Here is a 26,811-nt window from a genome sequence, read left to right on the forward strand (position 1 = left end):
TCGCTGCTGACGCCGAATGGTCTCAGCTTGCCACGTCACGGTCGTGTCACAGCTCACAATTCCAGCTAACGATTCGGCCGTATTGCCCGAATTAACCGTCGTGCATCGCCGCACATCCCGACGCGGCGGCGTTCCCGCCAACGTTTCGCATCCGGAACCCGATCGAGGACTACACCATGCATCATCGACACACAATCCGCACCCGCGTCGCAACTGCACTTGCAGCCGCCGGGGTCGCCGCGTCGTCACTCGCCGCCCTCAGCGTCGGCTCGGGTACCGCCCATGCCGAAACGGTCGCGCCCCTCGAACGGTGTTGGGGCATCAGCCCGAACATCGTCGACCAGCCCTACAGCACCGCGCGACTGTTCGTCTCCCAGACGGGACCGGGCACAGTCACCGCCGCTGTCCGCGACATCTCGTCCTTCTGGACATTCAGCGGAGGATACGAATCCGCCGGGCGGCTCGACTGGCACAACTTGAACAACAACCGAAAAGGGACTGCCTTCAACACGGCAAAGATCGCCCTCTTCGTCGGTGGACCCACCTTCGCGCTCAACACCGGCCCGGGCAAGGTCCGGGTCACGCTCAGCGCGGTCAACCGCAACGCGCTGTGGGCAATCCCCACCACCGCCTGCAGCGGAACAATCACCGTGCGCTAAACCCCTGGCGCTACCCACCACTGCACACTGCAGGAACCGCACGCGAGACTACCAACCAAGCATTTGCTAGGTTAAGCTCGTGAGCATGAGCGACGCCGTGATCCCCGCCCCGCTTGGTCCCGACGACCTCGGCCCGGACACCTCGCCGGTCGCCTACGAGGTCGGCGGTCCGGGTGGCGCGGTCGCCTACGTGACGCTGAACCGGCCCGAGTACCGCAATGCCCAGAACTCGGTGATGACGTACTCGCTCGACGCCGCGTTCCGCAAGGCAGTCGACGACCCCGACGTCAAGGCGATCGTGCTTCGCGCGAACGGCAAGCACTTCTCGGCGGGCCACGACATCGGCACCCCGGAGCGTGACTTCGACACGTACTACGACAACGTCGCCGCCCTGCACTGGGACCACACAGACAAGTCGGGAGCCGATCAACGTCTCGCCCGCGAGACCGAGGTCTACCTCGGGATGTGCCGACGGTGGCGGGAGATCCCGAAGCCGATGATCGCGGCCGTGCACGGCGCATGCATCGCGGGCGGCCTGATGCTCGCGTGGGTATGCGACTTCATCGTCGCCTCCGACGACGCGTTCTTCTCCGATCCCGTTGCACGTATGGGTATTCCGGGCGTCGAGTACTTCGCACACGCCTACGTGCTGGGTCCACGTCGCGCCAAGGAGATCCTCTTCACCGGCGAACGCTTCACCGCGACACAGGCAGAACAGTGGGGCATGGTCAACCACGTCGTCGAGCGGGATGGCCTGGGCGCCAAGGTCGATGCGATCTGCGAGAACATCGTCGCGATGCCGATGCAGGGACTGTTCTTGTCCAAGAAGGCGGTGAACATCTGCGAGGACCAGATGGGCATGCGCACCGCGATGGACTCGGTATTCGGCTGGCACCATTTCGCGCATTCGGCCAATGCCGAATCCTCCGGTGGGGATTCGCTCGGTGGCATGGATGCCAAGTCGATGAAGGCGTCCGCGGGTTCGACGTCGAACGGACGCTGACCGATGGACCTGACGTTCGACGCCGCCGCTGACGAGTTCCGCTTCGAGGTGCGCACCTGGCTCGCAGATCATGTTCCCGCACAACCACTTCCCTCGATGGACACCGCCGAGGGCTTCGAGGCGCACCGGGAGTGGGAGCGCACAATGGCCGCCGACCGCATGTCGGTGGTGAGTTGGCCGGAGGAGTTCGGTGGCCGCGACGCCCCGCTCCTGCACTGGATCATCTTCGAGGAGGAGTACTACCGTGCCGGCGCACCCGGCCGAGTGAGCCAGAACGGCATCTTCCTCTTGGCACCAACACTTTTCGAGCACGCACATCCAGAACAACTGGCCCGAATCATGCCTCGTATAGCACGTGCCGACGACATCTGGGGCCAGGCCTGGAGCGAACCCGAAGCCGGCAGCGACCTGGCCTCGCTGCGCTCCACGGCCACCCGAACCGACGGTGGCTGGCTCCTCAACGGCCAGAAGACGTGGAGTTCCCGATCGAGCTTCGCCGACTGGGCATTCGGCCTGTTCCGCACCGACAAAGAGGCGCAACGCCACCGGGGACTCACCTACTTCATGTTCGACCTCCACAGCCCGGGCGTCACGGTGCGGCCGATCCCTCAACTCGACGGCGAGCCGGGATTCGCAGAAGTCTTCTGCGAGAACGTCTTCGTCCCCGACGACCCCGCCGACCCGGCGAACTCCGGCGTCATCGGCGACGTCGACAACGGGTGGCGGGTCGCGATGAGCACCGCCGCCAACGAGCGGGGGCTGTCGTTGCGTTCGCCAGGTCGCTTCCTCGCCACCACGGATCGCCTCGTCGACCTGTGGAAAGCGCAGCGGGACAACGTACCCACCGCCTCCGGCGTCGATACACGCGTCGCCGACGCCTGGATCGGCTCGCGGGCCTACGAGCTGTCGACATACGCGACGGTCAGCCGACTCGCGGCAGGCGGGCAGTTGGGCATGGAGTCGTCGATCAACAAGGTCTTCTGGTCGCAGTGGGACATCGCGGCCCACGAGACAGCGCTGGAACTACAGGGCACCGACGCCGAGATCGACGACGCATGGATTGACGGCTACCTCTTCTCGCTGTCCGGGCCGATCTACGCAGGCACCAACGAGATTCAGCGCAATGTGATCGCGGAGCGCCTCCTCGGCCTCCCGCGCGGGGACAGGTGAACGATGGACTTCCTGCTGTCCGACATCCACGACGACCTCGCATCGAGCGTCGACACGCTCCTCACGAAAGCGGATGCGCCTGCCGTTGCCCGTGCATGGGCCGACGGTGATCGCTCTCCCGCGGCAGGTGTCTTCCGCCAGCTCGCCGACATCGGCGTCTTCGGCCTGCTCGTCGACGAGGAGCACGGTGGCGCCGGAGCAGGCGCCGTCGAGATGGTCGTCGCACTCGAACAGATCGGCCGCCACGCGCTCCCCGGGCCGATCGTCGAATCCGTTGCGGTGGTGCCGATCCTGCTGCGGTCGGCCACGGAGTCAGATGCGCTCGACGCTGCGGCATCGGGGCGGCTGAGTTCGGCGGCAATCGCGCCCCTTTCTCCGCGTGCAGCCGACACCGATGCTGCCGAGCACGTGTATGTCGTCGACAACGGCACATTGTCGCTCGCGACGGTCGACGACACAGCACAGTCGGTCGATCCCACGCGAACGGTGTCCACGGTGCGCGCGGCCGAGGTGATCGCAGACGGTGTCGATGGCGACCGAGCCGCACAGTTCGGAGCACTGTCCACCGCGGCTCAACTACTCGGTCTCGGCTCGACGATGCTCCGACTCGCATCCGACTACGCGTTGTCACGCAAGCAATTCGGGCGCCAGATCGGATCGTTCCAGGCGGTCAAGCATCACCTCGCCGACGTCGCGATCGCCCTCGAGATGGCCCGCCCGCTCGTCCACGGCGCAGCAGTCGGCATCGACGGCGGAGTTCCCGAGGGCGTCGACGTGAGCCGTGACATCTCCGCGGCCAAGGTTGCAGCGGCCGACGCCGCGTACCTGGCATCCCGGCGAGCTCTTCAGGTTGTCGGTGCGATCGGATACACCTCCGAACACGATCTGTCGTTGTACATCACCAAGACTCGCGCGCTGGTGAGCGCGTGGGGGACGCCGGCACAGCATCGCGCGCGGATTCTGGAGTCGCTGTGAGCACGACGACACACAACACGGCAACACACAGCACGGTATCCACCGAGGACCGGGATGCGTTGCGGCAGTCCGTCGCCGATCTTCTGGCCAAGCGATCCGACTCCACAGCGGTGCGCGCGGCGATGCGCACACCCCGCCGGTTCGACAGCGACCTGTGGCGCACATTGTGCGATGAGATCGGCGTGGCAGCTCTCGCGGTCCCGGAGGAGTTCGGCGGTGCGGGAGCATCGTTCGTCGAAACCGCAACGGTGCTCGAGGAACTCGGCGCGACGCTGAGTCCCGTGCCTGTCTTCTCGACGGCACTCGCGTCCGGCGCCCTGCTGCTCAGCGGCGATACCGACGCGTGCGCGCGGCTGCTTCCCGACATCGCATCCGGAGAACGCATCGCTAGTCTGTGCTGGGCGGGCGCGACGGGGTGGGACATCCCCGGTGTCTCCAGTGAAGCCGGATTGCTCACCGGCACAGCAGAGTTCGTCATCGACGGCGAGTCAGCCGACCTGCTGCTCGTCCTCGCCGGCACACCGTCCGGCATCACACTGCACGTCGTCGATGCCGACGCCGACGGTATCGAGGTGACCGCACTCCCCACCGTCGACCCGACGCGGCCGTTGGCCCGCATCACATTCGACGACACCGCGGCCACCGCTGTCACCGCAGCGGGCAACGTGGTGTCGCGACTGCGCACGCTTGCCTGGGCACTCCTCGCAGCTGAACAGGTCGGCGGCGCCGACCGCGCGCTCCGACTCGCCGTGGAGCACGCATCGTCGAGGACTCAGTTCGGCCGGATCATCGGGTCATTCCAGGCGCTCAAACATCGCATGGCCGACATGTACACGCTCGTCGAGTCGTCGCGATCGCTCGCACGCGCGGCCATCGAGACCGTCGTCGCCGACGACCCGAATGCCGCCGACCTCGCGGCCTCGGCCCACGTGTACTGCTCGGAAGCGTTCGCCACCGTCGCGGGCGAGGCGATCCAGATCCACGGCGGCATCGGGATCACCGCCGAACACGACATCGGGCTGTACTTCAAACGCGCCCACGGCAGCGCCCAGCTCTTCGGCCAACCACACGACATCGTCGCCGAGATGGTCGACGCCCTGCGCGGCTAGCCGAGCCGCCCGAGCGCTGGTCGAGCCGCCGCACCGCTGGTCGAGCCGCACCGCTGGTCGAGCCGCACCGCTGGTCGAGCTTGTCGAGACCACCCCACCGCTGGTCGAGCCCTACCGCTGGTCGAGCCTGTCGAGACCACCGAGCGGGCGGAAAGTGGTCTCGACTCGGGTGCTCGCTCCGCTCGCGCCCGCTCGACCAGCGGGGAAATCTCGCCTGTCGAGACCCGCTGGTCGAGCTCCCCACCGCTGATCGAGCCGCCCCTCCGCTGGTCGAGCTTGTCGAGACCACCAGTCGCAGCGGGAAGTGGTCTCGACTCGGGTGCTCGCTACGCTCGCGCCCGCTCGACCAGCGGAGAAGGCTTCGCTGCTCGGGCCGCGCCCCCCGCTGGTCGAGCCTGTCGCGACCTACCGCCTGCGCGGGGCCACGGCCGCGACGATCTTGTCAGCGGGACCCGCCAGGAAGAGCACCACCAGCCACCAGCTCCCCCACTGCGGCACCAGCAGCGACCCGACGAGCGCCACGACGAGCGCAATCACCGTGCCGACATCGGGAGCACTCGCCACCCACTCGTCGACGTCTTCGCCAATCGCCAACAGCTCCCGATGCCTCCTACCCCACTCGCTTATCGCCACCAGGCTCGACACCGACACCAGGAGCACCGCGATGTAGAACGCCGTACCCCACTTCAACGTCGGACCACTGATAAGCGAGGTGGCGAAGGGCAGCACGACGATCGTGAACAGCCACACCATGTGCAGGTTGAACAGCACCTTGTCGTAGGCGTCGAAGTACTCGATCATGCGATGGTGATTGCGCCACAGCACCCAGATCACGAAAAAGCTGATGAGAAATCCGAGTAGCTCACTGGAGTGGTCACGAAAAACCGCGACCACCGTCGTATCGCTCCCGATCTCCTTACCGATCTCGGCGAGAGGCAAGACCAACAGCGTGAGCGCAATGGCAACCACCGCATCGGCGAACGAGATCAATCGTCGAAAACCCTCAGCGGTACGTCGCCCTTCGGGTGCTGCCATGCCCCGACTCTAGAACGCCGCGGCGACCTCCGCCTCCGTGAATCCGTAATCCGAGAGGGCATACCGATGTTGGGGCCGACGTGCGCCCGACGCGCTCTCGGCATCAAGGGCGACCATCGCGGCGCGCGCCGGTTCCGAGATGTCGGTGCCCAGCGCCGCATACACGCGTTCGACGGTCCCGAGCGGGTCTGCCCGCAGGTCGTCGAAGTCGACGTCGAGGAACTGCGCCTCGTCGTATTGCGCACGCGCCTGCGAGAATTGGCGCAATCCACGTGACCAGAGGTCGAGTTGTGTACGTCCGATCGTGTCGCCGACGAAGACAGTCGACCACCCCGGAGTGGCGTGTTCGGCGAGACTGCACATCGACGCGATGCTCGTCTCCGGCGCGCGATGCGTCTGGATCACCAGCGCGTCGGGATACACCGCCATCAGCGCGTCGAGGGCGAAGAGATGACTCGGGTTCTTCAGCACCCATCGTTTCCCGCGATCGTTCGAGCCGATCATCTGAAGATTTCGACGATGCCGCGCGTAGGCCGGTGTCCAGTCCTGCTCAGCGAGCCACCTCGAGTACGTCGGCACGTAGGCGAGCGATTCGTACGAGATCGACATGATGCTCTGCCGCAACAACTGCCAGCACTCCTCGACCTCACTGGCGTCGAGATAGTGCAGACCCATGAATTCCGGATTCTCGACGTGGTGTTGCGCGATACCCGCGTCGATCTGCTGATAGACCGGATTGGACGCCCACTGCTCGCGCGGCGGCCGCGGCTGCGGAAACTCGGTCAGCCACATCTCGAGTCCCTGGTGCGCGGGGTCGGCGGCGAGCAGTCGATGCAGGGCGGTGGTCCCGGTGCGGGGCAGCCCGGTCACGAAGATCGGACGGGTGATCTCGACGTCGGCGTACGACGGGGTGGCCCGCCACGACGCTTCGCTCATCAGTCGAGCGATCAACGCCCCCTTGAGGAAGTATCGAAACATCTTGCTACCGAGCTCGGTGAGGCCCGCTTCGTTCGCGTACGAATCGAGTAGCACGCCGAGCGGCTCGAGGTATGCGTCGTCGCCGAAGTCATCGAGACCCGTTGTCCGCATAGCCGATTCGTGCAGATCGTCGATCGTACCGACGTTGCGCCTGCCGACTGACTCAGTCATGGTATTCCCCACAGTTCACGTCGAGGGTGTGACCGGTGATCGCACTGGCCGCATCGGAGGCGAGAAATACGACGGCGTCAGCGATCTCGTCCGGCTCCGGCAGACGCTTGAGGTCGGAGCGCGCGGCGGTCTGCGCGTAGACGTCGTCCTCGCTGATGCCGTACTTCTTGGCGACCTCGCCGAAGTACCACTTCAGCTGATCGTCCCAGATATAGCCTGGCGCAACGGAGTTCACCCGTATCCGCTTGTCACCCAATTCCGTGGCCAACGTCTGCGACATGGCGAGCAGCGCCGCCTTCGCCAACTTGTAACTGCCATAGCGCGGTTCGGAGTGTCGGATGACCATCGAGTTGATGTTGACTATCGCGCTCGTCGCTCGCGGCGAAGGAGATTCCGACGCCGCGTCGGCAAGCGCGGCGGTGAAGGCTTTCACGACGCGCAGCGTCCCGAGTACGGTCAGCTCGATACTCGCGTTGATCTGCTCGAAGTCAGTGCGGGCCAACGGCTTCATAGACGGAACCGCGAAGGCATTGTTCACGACGACGTCGACCCGTCCGAACTCGGCAAGAGTGGCAGCGACCAACTGGTCGACCGCGTCGTCGTCGGTGATGTCGGTGGGGACGACAAGCGAGCGACCGCCGGCAGCGTCTACCTCCGCGGAGATCTCCTTGAGCCGCGACTCGGTTCGCGCGGCGAGCACCACGCGAGCGCCGTGTGCTGCCGCGCGCAGACAGATTGATCGGCCGAGTCCCGGCCCAACCCCGGACACGACGACCACCTTGTCGTCGAGCAGCCCCGCACGCGCCATCTCGGTCATCCCAGCATTCTCTCTGCAAAGCCGCGCTGGCGGAGGGCAATTCGCGCAGCCCAGCCCGCGGGGTCGAGCCTGTTGTCGTCGAGGTAGGGCAGATGATCGGCGATGTCGCCCGCGTCGACGACCTGTGCCGTCGGCCCCTGTTCCGGCGGGATCGGCACATCTGTTCGCTGCCATCGGAATTGCATGATCCCGACCTCGTGACCGGTGGTCTCGATCCAGTTGGCGACGCCGGGATTGTCGTGTGCGAGCACCAATCGGATCATGCCGTCGCGGTCGACCTGCGCCTGCGCGGAGTTCAGGCTGGTCTGGTGGTTGACGTAGTCGAGCGAGATGTACCACATGCTGCCGAGCTGAAAACCCTGATACGGCGCAGCAGATTTCGGAACCGTGATGATCATGGCCTCACCGGGCAGCAGTCTGAAATGCCCGACGGAAGAATACTGCGTCGACAATCCACCGGGGGTGAGCCGCGGCGGCGTGAAGGTGTTGACCGGCTCGTCGAGGTAGAACCACTTCGGAAAGTTGAACCAGGTATTCAGCCGTGCCAGGAGCATCTTGCCCGCGGTGGCGTACCGTCGCTGCACCCGCGCGAGGTCGAGGTCGGCGGGGGCGCTGCCCACCGTGTCGACCCGCTCGATGGCGATCTCTCCCCTACGCTGCGACCAGTCGGAATACACCTCACGCACCGCGAGCATCGACGCTCCGTCGCCGAGGGCGAAGTAGTCGTCGCGCGCAGATGCAGCGGACAGATCCGGCCCGAAGGTGATCTCGAACGTCCCGTGGGAGTTGATCGGAATCCGCCGGTCGTCGAAGGCGTCGTCACCGCCGGGCACTTCGCTTGGTGTGTAGTCGCCGCGGAGTACCTGGAAGCTCAGATCCGTTGTGCTGCCGCGTCGTCCCCAGACCCGATACGTTGCGTTCGGCTCGATGTCTGCGTGGAGGTAGAGGGTGTCCGGGTTGTCGAGGCCAATCTTGGTGGTCGGTCCCGTTGAGGTCACGAACCCGGGATGGGTTCGACTGCGCGCTCGCGCCAATTGCAGTGTCGCCGCGATGCTTCCGGCCAGGTAGTCGAATCCCTCTGCGAGATCGGCCTCCGTGAGTGCGAAGTCGGCATTGGCGATCAATGTCTGCGCCTGTGTGATGGCGTCGGTGAAGGGACCGGTGACGTCGACTGTTCGCGAGATGGGGGTCGTCGTCACAGCCACGTGTCTCCTCCGGTCCATGTCAGGAAGTTGTCTAGCTCGGCCTGCGCTGGGGTGACCCGCGGATGCTCGGTCGAGAGATAGCCACCCCGGTAGAAGAGAAGCGGCTTGTCCTGCAACACTTCTCCGAGTGTCAGCACCCGACCGATCACGATGTGGTGGTCGCCGCCGTCGTCGACGCGTTCGACGGAACACTCGACCCACGTCAAACCGTGTCTGATGACGGGGAGTCCTGCAGGCGACGGGTCCCAGGCGATTCCCGCGAACTTGTCGTCGCCCGGTGCACCGAACGCCGCACTGACATCCTGCTGCCGGTTGGAGAGGATGTTGACGCAGAAGCTCCCGTTCTCCTCGATCACCCGCCAGGTCCGCGACGTCTTCTGCGGGCAGAAGAGCACGAGCGGCGGATCGAGCGAGAGCGCCGCGAACGACTGACAGGCGAACCCCGACGGCGCCCCGTCAGCGGTGAGCGTGGTGATGACCGTGACGCCGGTACAGAACTGCCCCATCGCGGTGCGGAACTGACGTGTGTCGAAATCACTTGACCCGTACGGTGTCGCAGCCATCTGGGCGCTCGCCCTCCCGTTCACTGGTTCTTGAATCCGACGGTGAAGTCGTGTCCCCACAAGCTCACCGCGGTACTCTCCCTCGCCACCCACTCGCCGTCGTCGACCTGCCGTCCCTCACAGCCGAATTCGACGTCGAATCCGCCGGGCGTCTTCATGTAGAACGAGAGCATCAGGTCGTTGACGTGGCGTCCGAGAGATGCCGACATCGGCACCTTTCGACGCAGCGCCCTGTCGAGGCAGAGCCCGACGTCGTCGGACTCACCGACCTCGACCATGAGGTGCACGATGCCCGTCGCGTTCGGCATGGGCAGGAACGCGAGCGAATGGTGTCTCGGGTTGCATCCGAGGAAGCGCAGCCACGGAACCTCGTCGCCCTCTTCGCGACCCACCGCCTGCGGTGGGAGTCGCATCGAGTCACGCAGCTTGAAGCCGAGGACATCGCGATAGAAGGCCAGTGCTGCTTTGTCGTCGTCGCAGGTGAGTACGACGTGGCCGAGTCCCTGGTCGCCGGTGACGAACGAGTGCCCGTACGGGCTGACGACGCGCCGATGTTCCAGTGCCGCACCGTGAAATACCTCGAGGGTATTGCCCGCCGGGTCGTCGAAGATGATCATCTCGTCGACCCGACGGTCGAGGCGTTCCTCGTCCTTGCCCTCGCGGAAGATCACGCCCGCGGATGCGAGACGGTCCCGAACATCCTGCAGCGCTTGCGCATTCGGACATTCCCAGCCGGTGCTGCCGAGATGGTCGCGGTCGGACGGCACGATGACTAGTCGCGCGGGAAAATCGTCCATGCGCAGATAGAGGGCATCGGGCGTTGCACCCTTGCCCTCGATCATGCCGAGGACCTTGAGTCCGTATTCGCGCCACGCGGCCATGTCGGTGGCCTCGATGCGCATGTAGCCGAGGGAACTGATGGGGCTGTCGCTCATCGTTTCAGGTGCTCCACTCAGACCATCGTGTCGCCGACGGGAATCCCGAACTCCCCGTTGCCGAATGCGACGTAGGCCCGCTCGGGGTCGTTGGCGGCGTGGACGCGACCCGCGTGGGCATCGCGCCAGAATCGCTGGATGGGCGTGCCGTTCTCGAGGGCGTGTGCACCCGAGTTCTCGAACAGCGTGTCGATCGAGGCGATCGCCCGCCCGGTGGCCCGTACCTGGTCGCGACGTGCGGCGAGCCGCAGTTCCATCGGCACTTCCTCGCCGCGCAAGATGTAGTTGTATTCGTCGGCGAGATTGCCCGACAACTGTCGCCACGCCGCGTCGATATCGCTTGCCGCACCGGCGATCCGGACCTTCGCGAACGGATCGTCCTTGGCCTTCTCTCCCGCATAGGCCGCACGTACACGCTTGCCCTGATGTTCGACATGCGCGGCGTACGCCCCGTATGCCATACCGACGATCGGCGTCGAGATGGTGCTGGGATGAATTGTGCCCCAGGGCATCTTGTACACCGGAGCGGTGTTGCGCTCGAGCCCTGGCGCCTGACCCATCCCCATCGTGCGGTAACTGAGCATGCGATGCCGTGGCACGAAGACGTCCTTGACCTCGATCGTGTTCGAGCCGGTGCCCCGCAGCCCCACCACGTTCCAGACGTCCTTGATGTTGTAGTCCTCGCGCGGAATCAGGAAGCTGACGAAGTCGACGGGCTTGCCGTCCTTGATGACCGGACCACCGACGAACACCCAGTCGGCGATGCCACTACCCGACGACCACGCCCACGACCCGTTCACGACGTACCCGCCGTCGACAACCTGGCCGGCACCCATCGGGGCATACGACGACGAGATGCGCACCGACGGATCGGAGCCCCAGACGTCTTCCTGCGCCTGCTGATCGAACAGTGCGAGGTGCCAGTTGTGGACGCCGATGATGCCCGAGACCCACCCGGTCGATCCACATGCACTGCCGATCCTGCGCACTGCCTCGTAGAACGTGACCGGGTCGGCCTCGTATCCACCCCACTGCGACGGCTGCAGGAGCTTGAAGAAGCCCGCGTCGTCGAGGCTGGACACCGTTTCGTCGGGGATCTGGCGGAGGTCCTCGGTCTGCTGCGCCCGCTGCTCGATCTCGGGCAGCAGCGCGTTGATCTTCTCGAGCACCTGTGCAGCTGCGTCTGCCCGGTCGGCGCTCGTCTGCGCGTCCGGCGCCACCGATTGAAGTGCTGACGGCTCATGTGCTGGCATCTGGCCCGGCTCCTACCTGTCGATTCGCGTTCGTGAGACACTGGTTTCAAATCTGAGATTAGAACAGGTTCTAGTTTTTGTCGAGATATTGGGAAACACAGGACCTTGGCCCCATGTACTGCTGCGATCGAGCGGCGCAGAGTCGATGTGGACACGAATACTGGAACCTGTTCTAGTATTCGATGAAGAGCGAACCGCACAGCACAGCCCCGAGATCAAGGAGCGCCCGAGATGACCGTCACCCCACGACCCGCTGCACACACCGGAGCATCCGGTGCGGCACGCGACAGTGACGTGCGCGAGATCGACACCGGGGTACCCCCGACGCGGTTCGCGCGCGGCTGGCACTGCCTGGGTCTGCTGTCCGAGTTCGACGACGGCGAGCCACACTCGATCACCGTGTTCGGCACCAAACTTGCGCTGTGGATACACGACGGCGAGGTCAACATCCTCGACGCGTACTGCAGGCACATGGGCGGCGATCTCAGCCAGGGCTCGATCCGCGACGGCAACGTCGCATGCCCGTTCCACGGCTGGATGTGGAAGGGCAACGGGCGTTGCGCAGGCGTGCCGTACGCGAAGCGCAATCCCAAACTCGCCAAGACTCGTTCGTGGCCGACGATGATCCGCAACGGACAGGTTTTCGTCTACAACGACCCGGAGGGCAACCCGCCACCGGATGACTGCGTCGTCCCGGAACTCGACGAGGTCGGTAGCGACGCCTGGACCGGATGGACCTGGAACCGCCTGGTGATCGAGGGTTCCAACTGCCGCGAGATCATCGACAACGTCGTCGACATGGCGCACTTCTTCTACGTCCACTACGCGCTGCCCGACTACTTCAAGAACGTCTTCGAGGGCGAGACCGCCGCGCAGTACATGAACTCCCACGGCCGACCCGACATCGACTTCGGCAGCGGATACGCCGAGAGCCGACTCGAATCGATGGCCGCCTATTACGGGCCGTCGTACATGCTGAACCCGATGGTCCAGTTCTACGGCGACTTCAAGATCGAGACCATCCTGACCAACTGCCACTACCCCATCGACGCCAATTCGTTCGTCCTGATGTACGGCGTGATGGCCAAGGTGCCCGAGGGCATGACGGGTGAGCAGGCGTCGCGGATGGCCCACAAGATCTCCAAGGGCGTCGAGGTCGGGTTCCTGCAGGACGTCGAGATCTGGAAGAACAAGACGCGCATCGACAACCCACTCCTCGTCGAAGAAGACGGTCCGGTCTACCAGCTTCGACGCTGGTACGAGCAGTTCTACGTCGACAAGGCCGACGTCACGGACGAGATGACCCAGCGCTTCGAGTACGAGATCGACACCACCAAGGCCGTCGAGAACTGGAGCATCGAGGTGGCCGAGAACCTGCGCCGCAAGCAGGAACGCGAGGCGGCAGAGGCTGCGGCTCCTGAAGATTCCTCCGCGGACAACTCGTCCGACACCGACACGCGCGTCTGAGCATGACCAGGGCCGCCGATCGCATCGAGGAGGGCGAGACCCCACGGGGCGCCTCACCCGCCCTCGCCGGGTGGTCGAAGGCACCCGACTTCGGCGACGACCCGCAGCGTCGGGCCGCGGTCCACGAGTCGACGGCACGCGACCGCGAACACTACCTTCGCGGCGGCATGACCGAGATCGAGTGCCGCGGATGCCATGCGTGCGTGCTGGTCAAGAAGACCAGCTCGCACCACACCAGCGTGCAGTGGAACGCCGACGCCCGGGAGCGGTGCAACGAACTCGCCCGCATACGTGCCGAGGGCGGGAATCCGGCGCTCGTCCCGACCTGCTCACGACTGTCGGCGAGCATCGATCACGGTGTCGCAGAAGGGATCATCCCGGCGGAGTCGCCGGAGTCCGATCCCGACGGGTACTGGTGAGCACTGCTGTGGCGCTGACAAACACCACGCCGACGGCCACCAGGATCGCGACGACGAGCACCGCGATCACGCCGTAGCCCGGTTGGAGGATCTGTTCGCCCGGCGCGAGGTCGAGGGTGCTGGTCACCGCGTCGTCGAGCAGTCGTCCGGACGGGTCAGCAACCACGAATCCCGCGGCCACCGCGGCTCCGACCGCGGCGAGCCCGATCACTGAAAGTGCGATCGGACGCAGCCGACGACGCCACCAGCCCACTGCCGCGACGGCAGCGATCACCGCACCCAGGATGATGGTGACCAGCCCCGGGCGTTGCGTGTGCGCTTCCAGAAATGCGACGTCTTCCGGCGCCGCACCCGGCACCGATACGCGCCCGACACCGGAGATCTTGGAGTTGAGCCCCTGGCTGGAGTCGCCCCACGACACCAGACTGAACGCGACGATCAGCAGGCCGGACACCGCGAAAAGCGGCCATGCGAGTGCGCGCGCACGTTCTGTCATGGGGTCAAGCGTGCCACCCCGGGTCTCGCTCGCGTACCGACCTCCGGTGTTCGCCGACGCCGCCGATGACTTTTCGCGAGGATGGAGGTCAGTACCAGCGTCCGAGACCAGCGACCACAGAGAAGAGCCACTGCCATGACCGAATACACCGCTCCCCCCGGCGCACCTGTCTGGTTCGACCTGATGAGCAGCAACACCGCCAAGGCGATCGACTTCTACAGCGACCTGTTCGGGTGGAAGGTCGAGGATCCGAACCCCGACTTCGGCGGATACCAGAACTTCACTCTCAACGGTCACCGCGTCGCCGGCCTGATGCCCGCCATGGGCGAAGGGTCGGTGCCCAACGTCTGGTCGTCGTACCTTCGCACCGACGACCCCGAGGCCACTCTCGAGCTGGTCAAGGCAGCGGGCGGATCGGTCATGCTGCCTCCGATGGAGGTCGGCGAGGAGGGCACGATGGCCGTGGCGGTCGACGCCGCGGGCGCGGTGATCGGCTTCTGGAAAGCCAACAAGCACAAGGGCTTTGCCGAGTGGGGCGTCCACGGCGCCCCGTACTGGTTCGAGTGTGTGAGCCAGGACTACACCAAATCGGTGGTGTTCTACCCCGAGGTCGTCGGCGCGCGCGTCGAGTCTGTCATCGACAACAGCGCCGTCGAGATCGTCGAGCCGGGCAGCCCGCTGCGGTACGCGCAGGTCTTCTTCGGCGACATGGCCTACGCCGGAATCATGGACGCAGCCAACCTGTTTCCGCCGGAACTGCCCTCCTTCTGGCAGATCTACATCTGCGTCGACGACGTACCCGCGACCGTCAAGCGCGCCGAGGAGCTCGGCGGCTCGGTCATCATGCCCGCCACGGACACGCCGTACGGCACCCTCGCCACGGTGCACGACCCCAACGGCGCACTGATCTCGCTGGGGCACCCGCCGGCCGGGATGTAACCGCGCTCCAGACGCGGCTCGAACTTGCAGACGCTGTCGGTGTACCAGCCGCGTCTGCAGGTTCGGGCCGCGTTTGGGCATTAGGGGAACCGCCGGGCGGTCGTGCGCGTCGGAGCTGTCATGACCCCGTTCATCGCAGACGACCACGGCATCATCTACCGCAAGAAGGCACTGGCCGACGGCTTCACCGACGACGATCTGCGCCGAGCGTGCCGACGCGGCGAGATCGTCCGTGTCGGCCGCGGCGCCTTCGCGCCCGCCGAGAAACGCACACCCGACGACGCGCACCGGCTCACCGTGATCGCGTCGGCCACGCTCGGCATCGTCGCGGGAGTGGTGACCCACCAGTCGGCCGCCGCAATGCACAGGCTGCCGATGCTCAAACCCAACTTCGCGCGCCTGCACGTGACCACCGGCGACGCCAACCACGGCGGACGTACGGCCACCAGGCACACGCACGTCGGAGTGGTCGCGCCCAGCGAGACAGTCGACGTCGACGGTGTGCTGGTCAGCTCGCTCGAACGAACAGCCGTCGACATCGCATGCACGAGCCCGATGGGCTTCGCCGGCGCACTCGCAGTGCTCGACGCCGCGCTGCGCCTCGGCGCCGACCGCAAGGTCATGCGCAAGATGCTGCGGGCCACGCGTCGGGGCGTCGGACAGGCGCGCCGTGCGCTCGCACACGCCACCGCCGACGCGGAGAGTCCCGGCGAGTCGTGGTGTCGGGCGCAGATCATCGAGGCGGGCCTTCCGATTCCGCGTCTGCAACACGAGTTCCGCGATCAGGACGGGTTCGTCGCGCGCAGCGACTTCGACTGGTCGGGGCTGCTCGTCGGGGAGTTCGACGGAAAGGTGAAGTACCAGAAGTACTTACGGGACGGCGAAGACGCCACCGACGCCGTGGTCCGGGAGAAGAAGCGCGAGGACCGACTGCGCCGACTCGGCGTCATGGTGATCCGCTGGACCTGGGCCGACCTCGAGCGGGGCACCGTCGCCGCGTCGGTCCGGCAGTGGCTGACCAAACTGCAGCTCGACGTGGCGTGAGCGGATCGTCGAACTCCAGACGCGGCTCGAACCTGCAAACGCGGCTGGTGTACCAGCCGCGTCTACACGTTCGGGCCGCGTTTGGGCGAACGCGGAACCCCTCAGACGCCGGCGTTCGCGTCGGCCTTCTTGCGCAGCTCGAGGGCGATGTCGATGAGCTGATCCTCCTGCCCGCCAACGAGTTTGCGGTTGCCGGCCTCGAGCAGGATGTCCGCCGCGGAGACGCCGTACCGTTCGGCGTGCCCCTCGGCGTGCTTGAGGAACGAGCTGTAGCAGCCTGCGTAGCCCATCATCATCGACGAGCGGTCGACCAGGCACTCCGACGGCATGGCGGGCCGCACGACGTCTTGCGCGGCGTCGGCGATCTTCATGAAGTCGACGCCCGTGGTGATCCCGAGCTTGTCGCACACTCCGACGAAGGCCTCCGTCGGCGTGTTTCCCGCGCCCGCACCGAAACGTCGGATCGAACCGTCGATCTGCTGTGCACCCGCCCGAATGGCGTTGATGGAGTTGGCAACCGCGATGTCGAGGTTCTCGTGGCCGTGGAAGCCGACCTGGGCGTCGTCGCCGAGTTCGGCCACCAGTGCCTGCACGCGAACGGTGACGTCCTCGAGCACGAGCGCACCGGCGGAGTCGACGACGTACACGCACTGGCAGCCGGCGTCGGCCATGATGCGCGCCTGCGCGGCAAGCACTTCCGGCGGCTGACTGTGACTCATCATCAGGAAGCCGACGGTTTCCAAACCCAGCTCGCGAGCCAGCCCGAAGTGCTGAATCGACACGTCGGCCTCGGTGCAGTGCGTCGCGATGCGGCAGATCTGGCCGCCGTTGTCCTGCGCGGCCCGAATGTCGTCCTTGGTACCCAGCCCCGGCAGCATGAGGAACGCGATCTTGGCGCGCTGCGCGGTTTCGGCGGCCGCCTTGATCAGTTCCTGCTCAGGGGTTTTGGAGAAGCCGTAGTTGAACGACGACCCGCCGAGTCCGTCGCCGTGGGTCACCTCGATCACCGGGACTCCGGCGTCATCGAGCGCGCCGACGATGGACCGCACCTCGTCGACCGTGAACTGGTGGCGCTTGTGGTGGCTGCCGTCGCGCAGCGACGAGTCTGTGATCCGGATGTCGAGCGTGTCGGAGTACTTGCGCGCGTGCGCCATGAGATCTGTTGTCGCCGTGGTCATGCCGACACCCCCAGCTTCTGCTTCGCGATTTCTTCGCCGACCTTGGTGGCGGCGGCCGTCATGATGTCGAGGTTTCCCGCGTACGGCGGTAGAAAGTCGCCTGCACCCTCGACCTCGACGAAGATCGAGACGCGCGCGTGCCCGCCGTTGAGCACACTGGGCGGATCGAACTGCGGGTCCTGCAGCAGCCGATAGCCGGGAACGTATGCCTGGATGTCCTTTTCGCGCTGATGGATCGACGCGGCGATCGCGTCGGTGTCGGCATCCTCGGGAATCGCGCAGAAGATGGTGTCGCGCATGATCATCGGAGGGTCGGCCGGGTTGAGGATGATGATCGCCTTGCCGCGCTGCGCACCCCCGATCGTCTCGATCCCCTTCGACGTCGTGCGCGTGAACTCGTCGATGTTGGCGCGCGTGCCCGGCCCCGCCGAGACGGATGCCACCGACGCGACGATCTCCGCATACGGCACCGGCACAACCGAACTCACCGCGTGCACCATCGGGATGGTCGCCTGCCCACCGCAGGTGATCATGTTGGTGTTCGGGGCGTCGAGATGCTCACGCAGGTTGGCGGGCGGCACCACCGCGGGCCCGACTGCCGCGGGTGTGAGGTCGACGGCGATGATGCCTGCCTCCTCGTAGCGGGGCGCGTACTCGCGGTGCACGTAGGCCGACGTCGCCTCGAAGATCAGATCGGGCTTCTCCGACGACGCGAGCAACTCGTCGGCGCCGCCGCTCATGGTGATCAGCCCGTGGTCGGCGGCACGTTTCATGCCCTCGGAGTCGGCGTCGATACCGACCATCCAGCGCGGGTCGATGACCTGACTGCGTTCGAGTTTGTACATGAGGTCGGTGCCGATGTTGCCCGACCCGATGATGGCTGCGGTCAGCGTTGCCGCCACGGTGCCTCCTGTGGGTGTGTGGTCGTGGTCTTGACGAAAACTGTTGGGACTCAGTCGAAGTCCAGTGTGACGGTGCCGAGCCCCGCGAACTCTGCGACGACGTGGTCGCCCGGCGCGACGTCGAAGGCCCGTGTCGCGGTCCCGGGAAGTATCAGGTCGCCCTTGCGCAGCCGCACCCCGAAGCCCTCGACCTTGCGCGCGAGCCACGACACCGCGTTGAGCGGATGCCCGAGCACCGCAGACGAATTGCCCTTCGCGACAACCTCACCGTTGCGGTGCAGCACCGCGTCGACGTCGCCGGTGTCGATATCGCCGATGGCCACCCGCTGCTCGCCGAGAATCCATCCGCACGACGACGCGTTGTCGGCGATGGTGTCGCAGAGTGTGATCTTCCAGTCCGTGATCCGCGAGTCGATGAGTTCGATAGACGGCACCACCCACTCGACGGCGGCGATGACGTCGTCGTTTGTGCACCCCTCGCCCGGCAGGTCCTTGCCGAGGATGAACCCGACCTCCACCTCGACCCGCGGGAAGCAGAGCCGAGCCGTGTCGATGGGGGTCGACTCGTAGTACTGCATGGTGTCGAGCAGATGCCCATAGTCGGGTTCGTCGACGCCCATCATCTTCTGCATGGCTTCCGACGCAAGGCCGACCTTGTGCCCCGCGACCTTCGCGCCCGCATCGAGACGCTTGCGGATATTGATCAGCTGGATCTCGTAGGCGTCGACGACGTCGAGGTCGGGATGGGTGTCGGTTGGCCGCTCGATGGCGGTTGCGGTCTGTTCTGCTGTCCACAGATCCGCCGCGATCTGCTCGCGAGTTGCCTTGTCGACGGCCACTTCTGCTCACTTCCGGGGTCGGTACGGCTCACATCTACCGCGGCGAGCACACAGGCCACCACGGCATGAACACGTTCTAGTTTAGAACATGTTCCAGTTTTGCGGCAGTCCCTTCGGCGCCCCACCCGCGCTTCCGTCCACGCCTCAGTCGATGACGGCCGTGCTGAACGTCGGCGGGTCGCCGAGCATCGCGCGATGCGACGGCGGCTGTCGGCCGTCGGCGTCGACGACGCCGTACTCGGCGGCGAGTTCCGCCGCGATGAGCACGCGCCCGCTCCGCGACATCAGATCGGGATCGTCGGCGAGCGCGGCGATGACCCGCCCGACGAACTCCGGCGATTCGGCGTTGGCGGCGAGACCGGCATACGCATCCGGGTGATCGGCGAATGCCGCGCGGGTGCGCTCGGTCAGCAGCAGGCCCATCCACAGCGAGATCACGGCGACGTCATGCGGCCGGAAGTCGACGGCCATGTCGTGAGCCAGTTTGTCGACGGCAGCCTTGCCCGCGCCGTACGCGGGTCCGTGCATGTAGCACGCGCCACCGAAGGACGAGGTGTTGACGATCAAGCCCGAGCCGCGGTGCACCAGAAGCGGTGCGGCGTAATAGCTTGCGACATACGTCGACCGCATTCCGACGTCGAACAGGTCGGTCAGCGAGAGCGGCTTGCTCCAGAACGGGCCCTTCGTCGTCAATGCGTCCGGAAGGGTCAGCGCGTTGTTGACCAGGATGTCGAGGCAGCCGCCGTTCTCGTCGCCGACCCGCTCGAACAGTGCGGCGACGGCGGCGTCGTCGGCGTGGTCGAGCACCATCGGGACACCGACGCCGCCACGAGCGCTCACCTCGGCAGCGGTCGAGTTCACCGAACCGGGCAGTGCACTGTCGCCGTCGTTCTCGGTCCGCCCGGTCACGTATACCGTGGCCCCGGTCGCACCCAGCGCGAGCGCGATTCCCCTGCCCGCACCCCGGCTCGCCCCGGTCACGACAGCCACTCGACGTTGCTCCATGCGCACCGACTCTCCCACACCCTGGCGCCACATTTCTGAAACGTGTTCTAATTCGTATAGAGAACACGTTCCACCACGGAGCACGAAGGGAACCCGATGGCAGGCGAGCGCGAGCAAGAACAACCAGAGACCTACGACGTCGTCGTCGTGGGTGCGGGCGCGGCAGGGCTCAGTGCCGCGATCACCGCTGCGGCGCAGGGCCTCACGACGGTGATCATCGAGAAGTCGCCGTACTGGGGAGGCTCGACGTCGCGCTCGGGTGGCGGCGTCTGGATCCCCAACAACTCCGTATTGAAGCGCGACGGCGTCGACGACACACCCGACCGGGCCCGCGAGTACGTCAAGGCGATCATCGGCGAGCACGCACGCGAGGACCGCATCGACGCCTACATCGACCGTGGCCCCGAGGCGCTCGACTTCCTGATGAAGCACGCCCCTCTCGACCTCGAGTGGGTGAAGAACTACTCCGACTACTACCCCGAAGCGCCGGGCGGCCGGCTGGGAGGGCGCAGCGTCGAACCTCGCCCCTTCGATGCACGAGCACTCGGCGACGACCTCGACACCCTGCACCCGCAGTACACCAAGGCGCCGCTGAACATGGTTGTGCTGCAATCGGATTACCGCTGGCTCAACACCGGCATACGCCATTGGCGCGGCCCGGCGCGGATGGCCAAGGTCGGCGGTCGATTCTTCTGGGCACGCTCGCGCGGCAAGAAACTCATCGCGATGGGCGCAGCCCTAGCCGCCGAGCTCCTACTCGGAGTTCGGCAGGCCGGCGTGCCATTGCGGTTGAACACCGGGCTCGTCGACCTTCTCACCGACGACGGCCGCGTCGTCGGGGTGAGAGCGGAATCCGACGGCAAGCAGTTCGACATCCGCGCCGAGAAAGGCGTGATCCTCGCGTGTGGCGGCTTCGAGCACAACGTCGAGATGCGCCGCAAATACCAGCGCGAACCGATCGGGTCCGACTGGACGACGGGCGCACCGTCGAACACCGGTGACGGCATCAACGCCGGCATCAAGATCGGCGCCGCGGTGTCGCTGATGGACGACGCCTGGTGGGGACCGACCATTCCACTGCCGCGCGGGCCGTGGTTCGCACTCTCCGAACGCTCCGTCCCCGGCACGTTCATCGTCAACATGCGCGGCGAGCGATTCATGAACGAATCGCTGCCCTACGTGGAGGCGGTGCACCAGATGTACGGCGGCGAGTTCGGCCAGGGCGACGGCCCGGGAGAGAACGTGCCCGGCTGGCTGATCTTCGACCAGACGTGCCGCAACCGGTATCTCTTCGCGGGGATCAACGCGCGACAACCGTTGCCCAAGAAGTGGTTTGACTCCGGGGTCGTCGTCAAGGCAGACACGATCGCAGAACTCGCCGACAAGATCGGCGTTCCCGCCGACGCGCTGACCGCGACAACCGAACGCTTCAACGGATTCGCGAAGTCCGGCGTCGACGCCGACTTCCATCGCGGCGAGAGCGGCTACGACCACTACTACGGCGACATCACCAACAAGCCCAACCCGAGCCTCGGGCCGGTCCGCAAGGCGCCGTTCTACGCGGTCAAGATGGTGCCGGGAGACCTCGGCACCAAGGGCGGCATCGACACCGACGCGACCGGCCGCGCTCTGCGACCCGACGGCTCGGTCATCGAGGGCCTCTACGCCGCGGGTAACACCAGCGCCCCGGTCATGGGCCACACCTATGCCGGCCCCGGCGCCACCATCGGCCCGGCGCTCGTCTTCGGCTACCTCGCCGCGCTCGACGCCGCCGCACGTACCGGACAGGCAACCCCGACGTCGACGACGGCAGGAGCGTAAGCCGTGCCCATCGATCCATCGGTCGCAGTCGGGGCAGAGTTGCCCGAGGTCACCTTCTCGTGGACGGCATCCGACGTCGCGCTCTATCACCTCGCCGTCGGAGCCGCCCGCGATCCGCTCGACGCCGACGGCCTGCGCTACGTCGACGACGCCGCTCCCAAGGTGCTACCGACGTTCGCAACGGTCGCCGCGACGTTCCACGCGACGCAGGCACCCACGGTCTCCTTCCCCGGCATCGACATCGATCTGGCGAAGGTCGTCCACGGCAGCCAGCAGATCACCGCCCACCGACCACTGCCGCCGGAGGGCAAGGCGACGACGCACAAGCGGATCGTCGAGGTCCAGGACAAGGGGTCTGCGGCGGTCGTCATCTCCGAGGGCATCACCGTCGACGAGACGGGCGAACCGCTGTGGACCGAGCGGTCGTCGATCTTCGCCAAGGGCGAGGGCGGTTTCGGAGGTGAGCGCGGGGCGTCGAGCAAGGTCGCCTATCCCGACCGAGCACCCGACGCGATCCTGCAGGTCCCAACACTGCCGAATCAGGCGCTGCTCTACCGGTTGTGCGGCGACCGCAATCCACTGCACTCCGACCCGGCATTCGCCGCGGCCGCCGGATTTCCGCGGCCCATCCTGCACGGCCTGTGCACGTATGGATCGGTGTGTCGGGCCGTCGTCGACGGACTCCTCGGTGGTGAAGTCGTTGCGGTAGCCGACTTCTCGGCAACCTTCGCGGGCGTGGTGTTCCCGGGTGAGACGCTCGACGTTGCCGTGTGGGACGAGGCCGACAGGCTCCTGGTGACGGCCTCGGTGATCGAACGCGAGAATGCCCCGGCGCTGGCGAATGTGGTCGTCGAGAAACGCCGCTGAGCGTCCGATGGGAGTAGCGGACGCGATGTCGTAGGTGGATGCCGCCAGCGCGCACCATCACAGTCGGAACCGATAAGGTCACTGACGGTCATTCCCGCTACCTCCCGTGGCTGCGCCACGGACCATGAAGGAGATTCGATGAGCGATTCGCTGCAGTCACTGCTCGGAGCCAACCGTCCGGCAGTGGTCAACGATTTCGTCGGCGTCATCGACGCCGAGGTGTCGGAGCAGAAGGGTCTCAGCGGCGCCGCCGTCAAAGCCGCTTACGGCGCTGTCCAGAAGATCAAGCCGGACATCGTGACTCGGGCTACCGACCAGTTGCTGCCCGACTTTCTCACCGCGCTGCAACCGTTCTGGGACAGCAAGCCTGCCGGCGTCGCGTTCGGTGATCACCTCGCGGCGAATTCCGACGCGGCATCCGAAGCGCTGCTCCAGGTGACCGACGACCAGGTGTCCGACGCCAAGCCGGCGCTCGCGAAGGCGTACAACTCACTGCGCGGCAAGGCGAAAGGCTATGTGGCCGCGGCACTTCCACGAGTCGGCGCAGTCATCGAGAAGTACGCGGGCTGAGTCCGACGTGTCGGCTGGTCGCGCTAGGCCGCGGAGGTGATGATGAGAACCAACACCACACCGACCGCGATCAGCGCGGCCAGCATCGACAACACCCGCCAGATGTGCAGGCGGACCGGCGTCGTGTCGGTTGCTCGTGAAGATGCGACCTGGGATGAGGCCATGATCTCTCACTTTCGATCGTCCGGGATACCCGCCAGCTACCTGATCGAATACTCCCGGTGTGTTACTACAGTGATAAATGTGTCACATGGTGCAGGAGTTTGTGGCGTTTCCCGGCAGCGTGTCGTGAATAACCTCGACTCGATAGCGACGGGGACTACATGGCCGGGCTGACACGCACGCGACTGACGCGCGAGAACACGCGCGCGGCGTGGCTGATCCTGATCGCCTGCGCTGCGGTCAGCATGGTGGTCGCCGCCATGGCCGCGCTGAACACCGCACTCGCCGACATCGCCATCGACATCGGTGCCGACTCGAGCCAGATGACATGGATCGTCGACGGCTACACGTTAGCCCTTGCCGCACTGCTGCTTCCGGCAGGCGCCATCGGTGACCGCTTCGGGCGACGCGAGGTCCTGATCGTCGGTCTCGTCGTCTTCTCTGTCGCCTCACTGCTGGCGATCTGGACGACCGATCCCACCCAGTTGATCTGCACCCGAATCCTGGCAGGCGTCGCAGCGGCACTCATCATGCCCACCACGCTGTCGCTGATCACCTCCGGTGTGCCCGCGGACAAGCGCAGTATCGCCGTGAGCATTTGGGCGGCGGTGGCGGGTGCGGGAGCGATTGCGGGATTCTTCGTCACCGGCGTCCTGCTCGAATTCTTTTCGTGGCACTCGATTTTCATCACTTTCGCGGCGTCGGCTCTGGTGACTGCTCTGCTATGCCTGACGATCGGAACCTCCCGCGACAGCAATCCTGGACACTTCGACTTCGGCGGTACCGCCCTATCGGTCCTCGGCGTCACCGGAATCGTCTTCGGTCTTCTCGAGGCACCACACCGCGGTTGGGGTGACGCGCTCGTTCTGGTCGCGCTGATCGGCGGACTGTTGTTGTTGGTCGCGTTCTGCCTGCTCGAACTGCGCATCACCGACCCACTGCTGGACGTGCGCCTCTTCACCAACCGCGCATTCGGTTCCGGCGCACTCTCCGTGGCATTGCAGTTCTTCGCGTCGTTCGGCGCCTTCTATCTGCTGCTGCAACGACTGCAACTGGTGATGGGCTACTCCCCGCTGCAATCGGCTTTCGCACTGATGCCGATGGTCATCGGTGTCAGCGCTTTCGCGCTCGTGGGCAATTGGGTCGCCGTGCGGTTCCACTCGCTGCGTTTCGTCCTCGCGGGCGGAATCCTCGTCGCAGGAATCGGCATGCTGCTGCTCGGGCTCATCGACTACGACAGCTACCCGATGTTCGCGGCGATGACCGGTGTCATCTCGGTCGGTATCGGACTCGCGACGGCACCGTCGACCACGGCCATCATGTCGAACACACCGCTGGACAACCAGGGCGTCGGATCAGCGGTCAACGACACCGCGCGCGAACTCGGTGCCGCCATCGGGATCGCTATCGCAGGGTCACTGCTCGCGGCCGGATACTCGGCCCGAATCGGGGCGACCAGCACGCTCGCCCACGACCAACTCGACGCCGCCGGACGCCAACGCATCGCCGCGGGCGACACCGCGGGCGGTCAGGCGCTGCTCGTCCAAGCCGACGAGGCGTCGACTCGCATCGGCAAATCACTCGCGGAGGCCACCGAGGTGGCACACCGGCTTCCCGAGCAGGCGAGCGGTCTGGCGCGGGCAATCCTCGACGGCGCGCAAGACGCGTTCATCACGCCGATGAATCAGGCGTGCGTCGTCCTCGGAGCGGTCCTCCTCGCCGGCTCCGCCGTGTTGCTGTGGCTCGCGCCTCGTCGTGTCGTCGCCGTCACCTACCCTGACAACCAGACCGACCCCGATATGGGGGAACCCGTGACGAAGACCAACGAGTTCGGCTGGGCGGACGACGACAGGCAACGCTCGACGGACAGGTGAGCAGCGTAGGCTCGCTCCGGTGATCGAGGCGAGCAGCGCGTTCGGCACCGTGGTCGCGGTCGTCGTGTTGGTCGTGACCATCGTCGCCACCGTATCGGTCACACGCGTCCCACCCGCTGTTGTCGCCGTGCCGGCAGCCTTGCTCGTCGTCGCGCTGGGTCTCGTCGACTGGCACACCGCCGCGGCAGAGGTTCGGTTCATGCTGCCGACGATCGGGTTTCTCGCGGCCATGCTCGTCGTCGCCGAGATCTGTGCGCGCGCAGGCGTTTTCATCTGGGTCGGGGTGGTATTGGCCAGGTGGAGTCGAGGTTCGGCGATCGGATTGCTGCGCATCGTATTCGTGGTCGCTGCCGTGACGACCGCTGTACTGTCCCTCGACACCACGATCGTGCTGCTGACCCCGGTTGCCGTGCTGACCGCACGACACATCGGTGCACGGGTCACGCCCATCGCCTACGCGAGCAACCATCTCGCCAACAGCGCGTCGACGCTCCTGCCCGTCTCCAATTTGACCAACCTGCTCGCCTTCGGCGCAGCCGGGCTGTCGTTCACGCGCTTCGCCGCGATCATGGCGTGGCCGTGGGTCGCGGCGATCGTCGTCGAATATCTCGTCTTCCGGTGGTTCTTCGCGGCGGACCTGAGATCGCCCCGCGGGCACGGTGAGGTCGACGATTCTCCCGAGCTCGTCGTATCCGATGCGGCGCAGAATCATTCGGAAGACGGCGAGACGCCACGAGCGCCGCTGCTGACGTTGGGCGCACTCGGCGTGCTTCTCGTGGGATTCGTCGTCGCAGAGCCTCTCGGCGTCCCACTGGCGGCCGTGGCCGGCATCGGGGCGCTGGTGATGGCGCTGCCGTGGCTGTGGCGAACGCCCCGCGCAACCTGTGTCGACGCCGTCCGCGCGGCAGGAGTCCCGTTCCTGATATTCGTCGCCGCACTCGGCGTGATCATCCTGCCCGTGCGCAACGGCCCCGTGGGTGATCTCTTCTCGACGCTGATGCCGTCCGGGGCAGGCCTTCTCGCGCTGCTGGGAGCCGCGGTGATCGCAGCGGTCGCCGCCAACCTGTTCAACAATCTCCCGGCGACGCTGCTGCTCGTCCCGCTCGTGGCGGGTCAGCCCGCGCTGGTGCTCGCGGTACTGCTCGGCGTGAACATCGGCCCGAATCTGGCCGTGTTCGGATCGCTGGCCAATCTGCTGTGGCGCGACGTCATGCGTCGGCACTCGGCGTCGACGTCGTCTCGTCTCTATCTGTCGCTCGGGCTGGTGTCGGTGCCGCTGGCACTCGTCGCCGCGGTGCTCGCGCTGTGGGTCGGGCTGCGGGCTTTCGGGTGAGCCCCGGCAGAACTCGCGGCCG

General features: G+C 66.0%; 27 protein-coding genes. 14 read left to right on the plus strand and 13 right to left on the minus strand.

Going from position 1 to position 26,811, the window contains the following annotated elements:
- The first annotated feature begins 176 nt into the window (after positions 1 to 176).
- The 5 genes from A5788_RS19770 (at position 177) to A5788_RS19790 (ending at position 4,916) form a co-directional block, all read left to right on the plus strand.
- Positions 177 to 659, plus strand: a complete 483-nt coding sequence (locus A5788_RS19770) for a hypothetical protein (RefSeq protein ID WP_049697741.1) — start codon at positions 177 to 179, stop codon at positions 657 to 659.
- A gap of 85 nt (positions 660 to 744) precedes the next feature.
- Positions 745 to 1,662: an enoyl-CoA hydratase gene (locus tag A5788_RS19775; protein WP_049697740.1), complete on the plus strand. Its 918-nt coding sequence runs from the start codon at positions 745 to 747 to the stop codon at positions 1,660 to 1,662.
- Positions 1,663 to 1,665: 3 nt separating this feature from the next.
- Positions 1,666 to 2,832, plus strand: coding sequence for an acyl-CoA dehydrogenase family protein (locus tag A5788_RS19780; RefSeq protein ID WP_049697739.1), 1,167 nt, complete (start codon positions 1,666 to 1,668; stop codon positions 2,830 to 2,832).
- Between the two features lie 3 nt (positions 2,833 to 2,835).
- Positions 2,836 to 3,807 (plus strand): acyl-CoA dehydrogenase family protein, encoded by a 972-nt coding sequence (locus A5788_RS19785; protein WP_049697738.1) that lies wholly within the window; start codon positions 2,836 to 2,838, stop codon positions 3,805 to 3,807.
- A complete protein-coding gene (locus A5788_RS19790) occupies positions 3,804 to 4,916 on the plus strand; it encodes an acyl-CoA dehydrogenase family protein (protein ID WP_049698042.1) in 1,113 nt (370 codons plus the stop codon). The genes A5788_RS19785 and A5788_RS19790 overlap by 4 nt, the downstream gene beginning before the upstream one ends.
- Positions 4,917 to 5,321: 405 nt before the next feature.
- Here A5788_RS19790 and A5788_RS19795 read toward each other — a convergent pair whose 3' ends face one another.
- The 7 genes from A5788_RS19795 to hsaA are packed head-to-tail and all read right to left on the minus strand — an operon-like array spanning position 5,322 to position 11,873.
- Complete coding sequence (locus A5788_RS19795) at positions 5,322 to 5,951, minus strand: TMEM175 family protein (RefSeq protein ID WP_049697737.1); 630 nt, start codon at positions 5,949 to 5,951, stop codon at positions 5,322 to 5,324.
- A gap of 9 nt (positions 5,952 to 5,960) precedes the next feature.
- Positions 5,961 to 7,100: a sulfotransferase family protein gene (locus tag A5788_RS19800; RefSeq protein ID WP_064869012.1), complete on the minus strand. Its 1,140-nt coding sequence runs from the start codon at positions 7,098 to 7,100 to the stop codon at positions 5,961 to 5,963.
- Entirely contained in the window at positions 7,093 to 7,917 is an 825-nt protein-coding gene (locus A5788_RS19805; protein WP_049697736.1) for an SDR family oxidoreductase, read from the minus strand. The genes A5788_RS19800 and A5788_RS19805 overlap by 8 nt, the downstream gene beginning before the upstream one ends.
- Positions 7,914 to 9,140, minus strand: coding sequence for a hypothetical protein (locus A5788_RS19810; protein WP_082938030.1), 1,227 nt, complete (start codon positions 9,138 to 9,140; stop codon positions 7,914 to 7,916). Before A5788_RS19810 ends, A5788_RS19805 begins: the two co-directional genes overlap by 4 nt.
- Entirely contained in the window at positions 9,113 to 9,685 is a 573-nt protein-coding gene (gene hsaB, locus A5788_RS19815; RefSeq protein WP_049697734.1) for a 3-hydroxy-9,10-secoandrosta-1,3,5(10)-triene-9,17-dione monooxygenase reductase subunit, read from the minus strand. Before hsaB ends, A5788_RS19810 begins: the two co-directional genes overlap by 28 nt.
- Before the next feature lie 20 nt (positions 9,686 to 9,705).
- Entirely contained in the window at positions 9,706 to 10,620 is a 915-nt protein-coding gene (gene hsaC, locus A5788_RS19820) for an iron-dependent extradiol dioxygenase HsaC (protein WP_049697733.1), read from the minus strand.
- A gap of 17 nt (positions 10,621 to 10,637) precedes the next feature.
- On the minus strand, positions 10,638 to 11,873 hold the full coding sequence (gene hsaA, locus A5788_RS19825) for a 3-hydroxy-9,10-secoandrosta-1,3,5(10)-triene-9,17-dione monooxygenase oxygenase subunit (RefSeq protein ID WP_049697732.1): 1,236 nt from the start codon (positions 11,871 to 11,873) through the stop codon (positions 10,638 to 10,640).
- Between the two features lie 231 nt (positions 11,874 to 12,104).
- On the opposite strand from hsaA, the gene A5788_RS19830 reads away from it, so the two are divergent.
- Positions 12,105 to 13,340 (plus strand): Rieske 2Fe-2S domain-containing protein, encoded by a 1,236-nt coding sequence (locus tag A5788_RS19830; protein WP_064869009.1) that lies wholly within the window; start codon positions 12,105 to 12,107, stop codon positions 13,338 to 13,340.
- 2 nt (positions 13,341 to 13,342) lie between these two features.
- Positions 13,343 to 13,759, plus strand: coding sequence for a hypothetical protein (locus tag A5788_RS19835; RefSeq protein WP_049697730.1), 417 nt, complete (start codon positions 13,343 to 13,345; stop codon positions 13,757 to 13,759).
- Here the strand turns inward: A5788_RS19835 and A5788_RS19840 are convergent.
- Complete coding sequence (locus A5788_RS19840; RefSeq protein ID WP_152929999.1) at positions 13,713 to 14,255, minus strand: hypothetical protein; 543 nt, start codon at positions 14,253 to 14,255, stop codon at positions 13,713 to 13,715. The two genes, A5788_RS19835 and A5788_RS19840, sit on opposite strands and share 47 nt — an antisense overlap.
- 135 nt (positions 14,256 to 14,390) lie before the next feature.
- On the opposite strand from A5788_RS19840, the gene A5788_RS19845 reads away from it, so the two are divergent.
- Both A5788_RS19845 and A5788_RS19850 read left to right on the plus strand, forming a co-directional pair.
- Complete coding sequence (locus A5788_RS19845; RefSeq protein WP_049697729.1) at positions 14,391 to 15,194, plus strand: VOC family protein; 804 nt, start codon at positions 14,391 to 14,393, stop codon at positions 15,192 to 15,194.
- Positions 15,195 to 15,314: 120 nt separating this feature from the next.
- A complete protein-coding gene (locus tag A5788_RS19850; RefSeq protein ID WP_049697728.1) occupies positions 15,315 to 16,238 on the plus strand; it encodes a type IV toxin-antitoxin system AbiEi family antitoxin domain-containing protein in 924 nt (307 codons plus the stop codon).
- 101 nt (positions 16,239 to 16,339) lie between these two features.
- Here A5788_RS19850 and dmpG read toward each other — a convergent pair whose 3' ends face one another.
- The 4 genes from dmpG to A5788_RS19870 all read right to left on the minus strand — a co-directional run bounded on the left by dmpG (position 16,340) and on the right by A5788_RS19870 (position 20,162).
- Positions 16,340 to 17,416, minus strand: coding sequence for a 4-hydroxy-2-oxovalerate aldolase (gene dmpG, locus A5788_RS19855; RefSeq protein ID WP_049697727.1), 1,077 nt, complete (start codon positions 17,414 to 17,416; stop codon positions 16,340 to 16,342).
- The gene (locus A5788_RS19860; protein WP_005204120.1) at positions 17,413 to 18,318 is read right to left on the minus strand and encodes an acetaldehyde dehydrogenase (acetylating); all 906 of its coding nucleotides are present in this window, start codon (positions 18,316 to 18,318) and stop codon (positions 17,413 to 17,415) included. The genes dmpG and A5788_RS19860 overlap by 4 nt, the downstream gene beginning before the upstream one ends.
- A gap of 50 nt (positions 18,319 to 18,368) precedes the next feature.
- Complete coding sequence (locus A5788_RS19865) at positions 18,369 to 19,157, minus strand: 2-keto-4-pentenoate hydratase (protein ID WP_049697726.1); 789 nt, start codon at positions 19,155 to 19,157, stop codon at positions 18,369 to 18,371.
- Positions 19,158 to 19,301: 144 nt separating this feature from the next.
- Positions 19,302 to 20,162 carry an SDR family NAD(P)-dependent oxidoreductase gene (locus A5788_RS19870; RefSeq protein ID WP_231894254.1) on the minus strand — a complete coding sequence of 287 codons (861 nt, stop codon included), beginning with the start codon at positions 20,160 to 20,162 and terminating at the stop codon, positions 19,302 to 19,304.
- Between the two features lie 96 nt (positions 20,163 to 20,258).
- Between A5788_RS19870 and kstD the strand changes: the two genes are divergently transcribed.
- The 3 genes from kstD to A5788_RS19885 all read left to right on the plus strand — a co-directional run bounded on the left by kstD (position 20,259) and on the right by A5788_RS19885 (position 23,420).
- Entirely contained in the window at positions 20,259 to 21,983 is a 1,725-nt protein-coding gene (gene kstD, locus A5788_RS19875) for a 3-oxosteroid 1-dehydrogenase (RefSeq protein ID WP_064869006.1), read from the plus strand.
- Between the two features lie 3 nt (positions 21,984 to 21,986).
- Positions 21,987 to 22,850: a MaoC/PaaZ C-terminal domain-containing protein gene (locus A5788_RS19880; protein WP_064869003.1), complete on the plus strand. Its 864-nt coding sequence runs from the start codon at positions 21,987 to 21,989 to the stop codon at positions 22,848 to 22,850.
- Between the two features lie 138 nt (positions 22,851 to 22,988).
- Positions 22,989 to 23,420, plus strand: coding sequence for a DUF6918 family protein (locus A5788_RS19885; RefSeq protein WP_064869000.1), 432 nt, complete (start codon positions 22,989 to 22,991; stop codon positions 23,418 to 23,420).
- Positions 23,421 to 23,443: 23 nt separating this feature from the next.
- Here the strand turns inward: A5788_RS19885 and A5788_RS24130 are convergent, their stop codons facing one another.
- Entirely contained in the window at positions 23,444 to 23,584 is a 141-nt protein-coding gene (locus A5788_RS24130; protein ID WP_197494559.1) for a hypothetical protein, read from the minus strand.
- Between the two features lie 159 nt (positions 23,585 to 23,743).
- Here A5788_RS24130 and A5788_RS19890 point away from each other — a divergent pair, with 159 nt between their 5' ends.
- Together A5788_RS19890 and A5788_RS19895 are read left to right on the plus strand one after the other, a co-directional pair.
- A complete protein-coding gene (locus A5788_RS19890; RefSeq protein ID WP_064868997.1) occupies positions 23,744 to 25,456 on the plus strand; it encodes an MFS transporter in 1,713 nt (570 codons plus the stop codon).
- 19 nt (positions 25,457 to 25,475) lie between these two features.
- Positions 25,476 to 26,789: an SLC13 family permease gene (locus tag A5788_RS19895; RefSeq protein WP_064868994.1), complete on the plus strand. Its 1,314-nt coding sequence runs from the start codon at positions 25,476 to 25,478 to the stop codon at positions 26,787 to 26,789.
- Positions 26,790 to 26,811 lie beyond the last annotated feature (22 nt).

Origin of the sequence: Gordonia sp. 852002-50816_SCH5313054-c, from assembly GCF_001665925.1 — a bacterium.
Taxonomy (GTDB): domain Bacteria; phylum Actinomycetota; class Actinomycetes; order Mycobacteriales; family Mycobacteriaceae; genus Gordonia; species Gordonia jacobaea.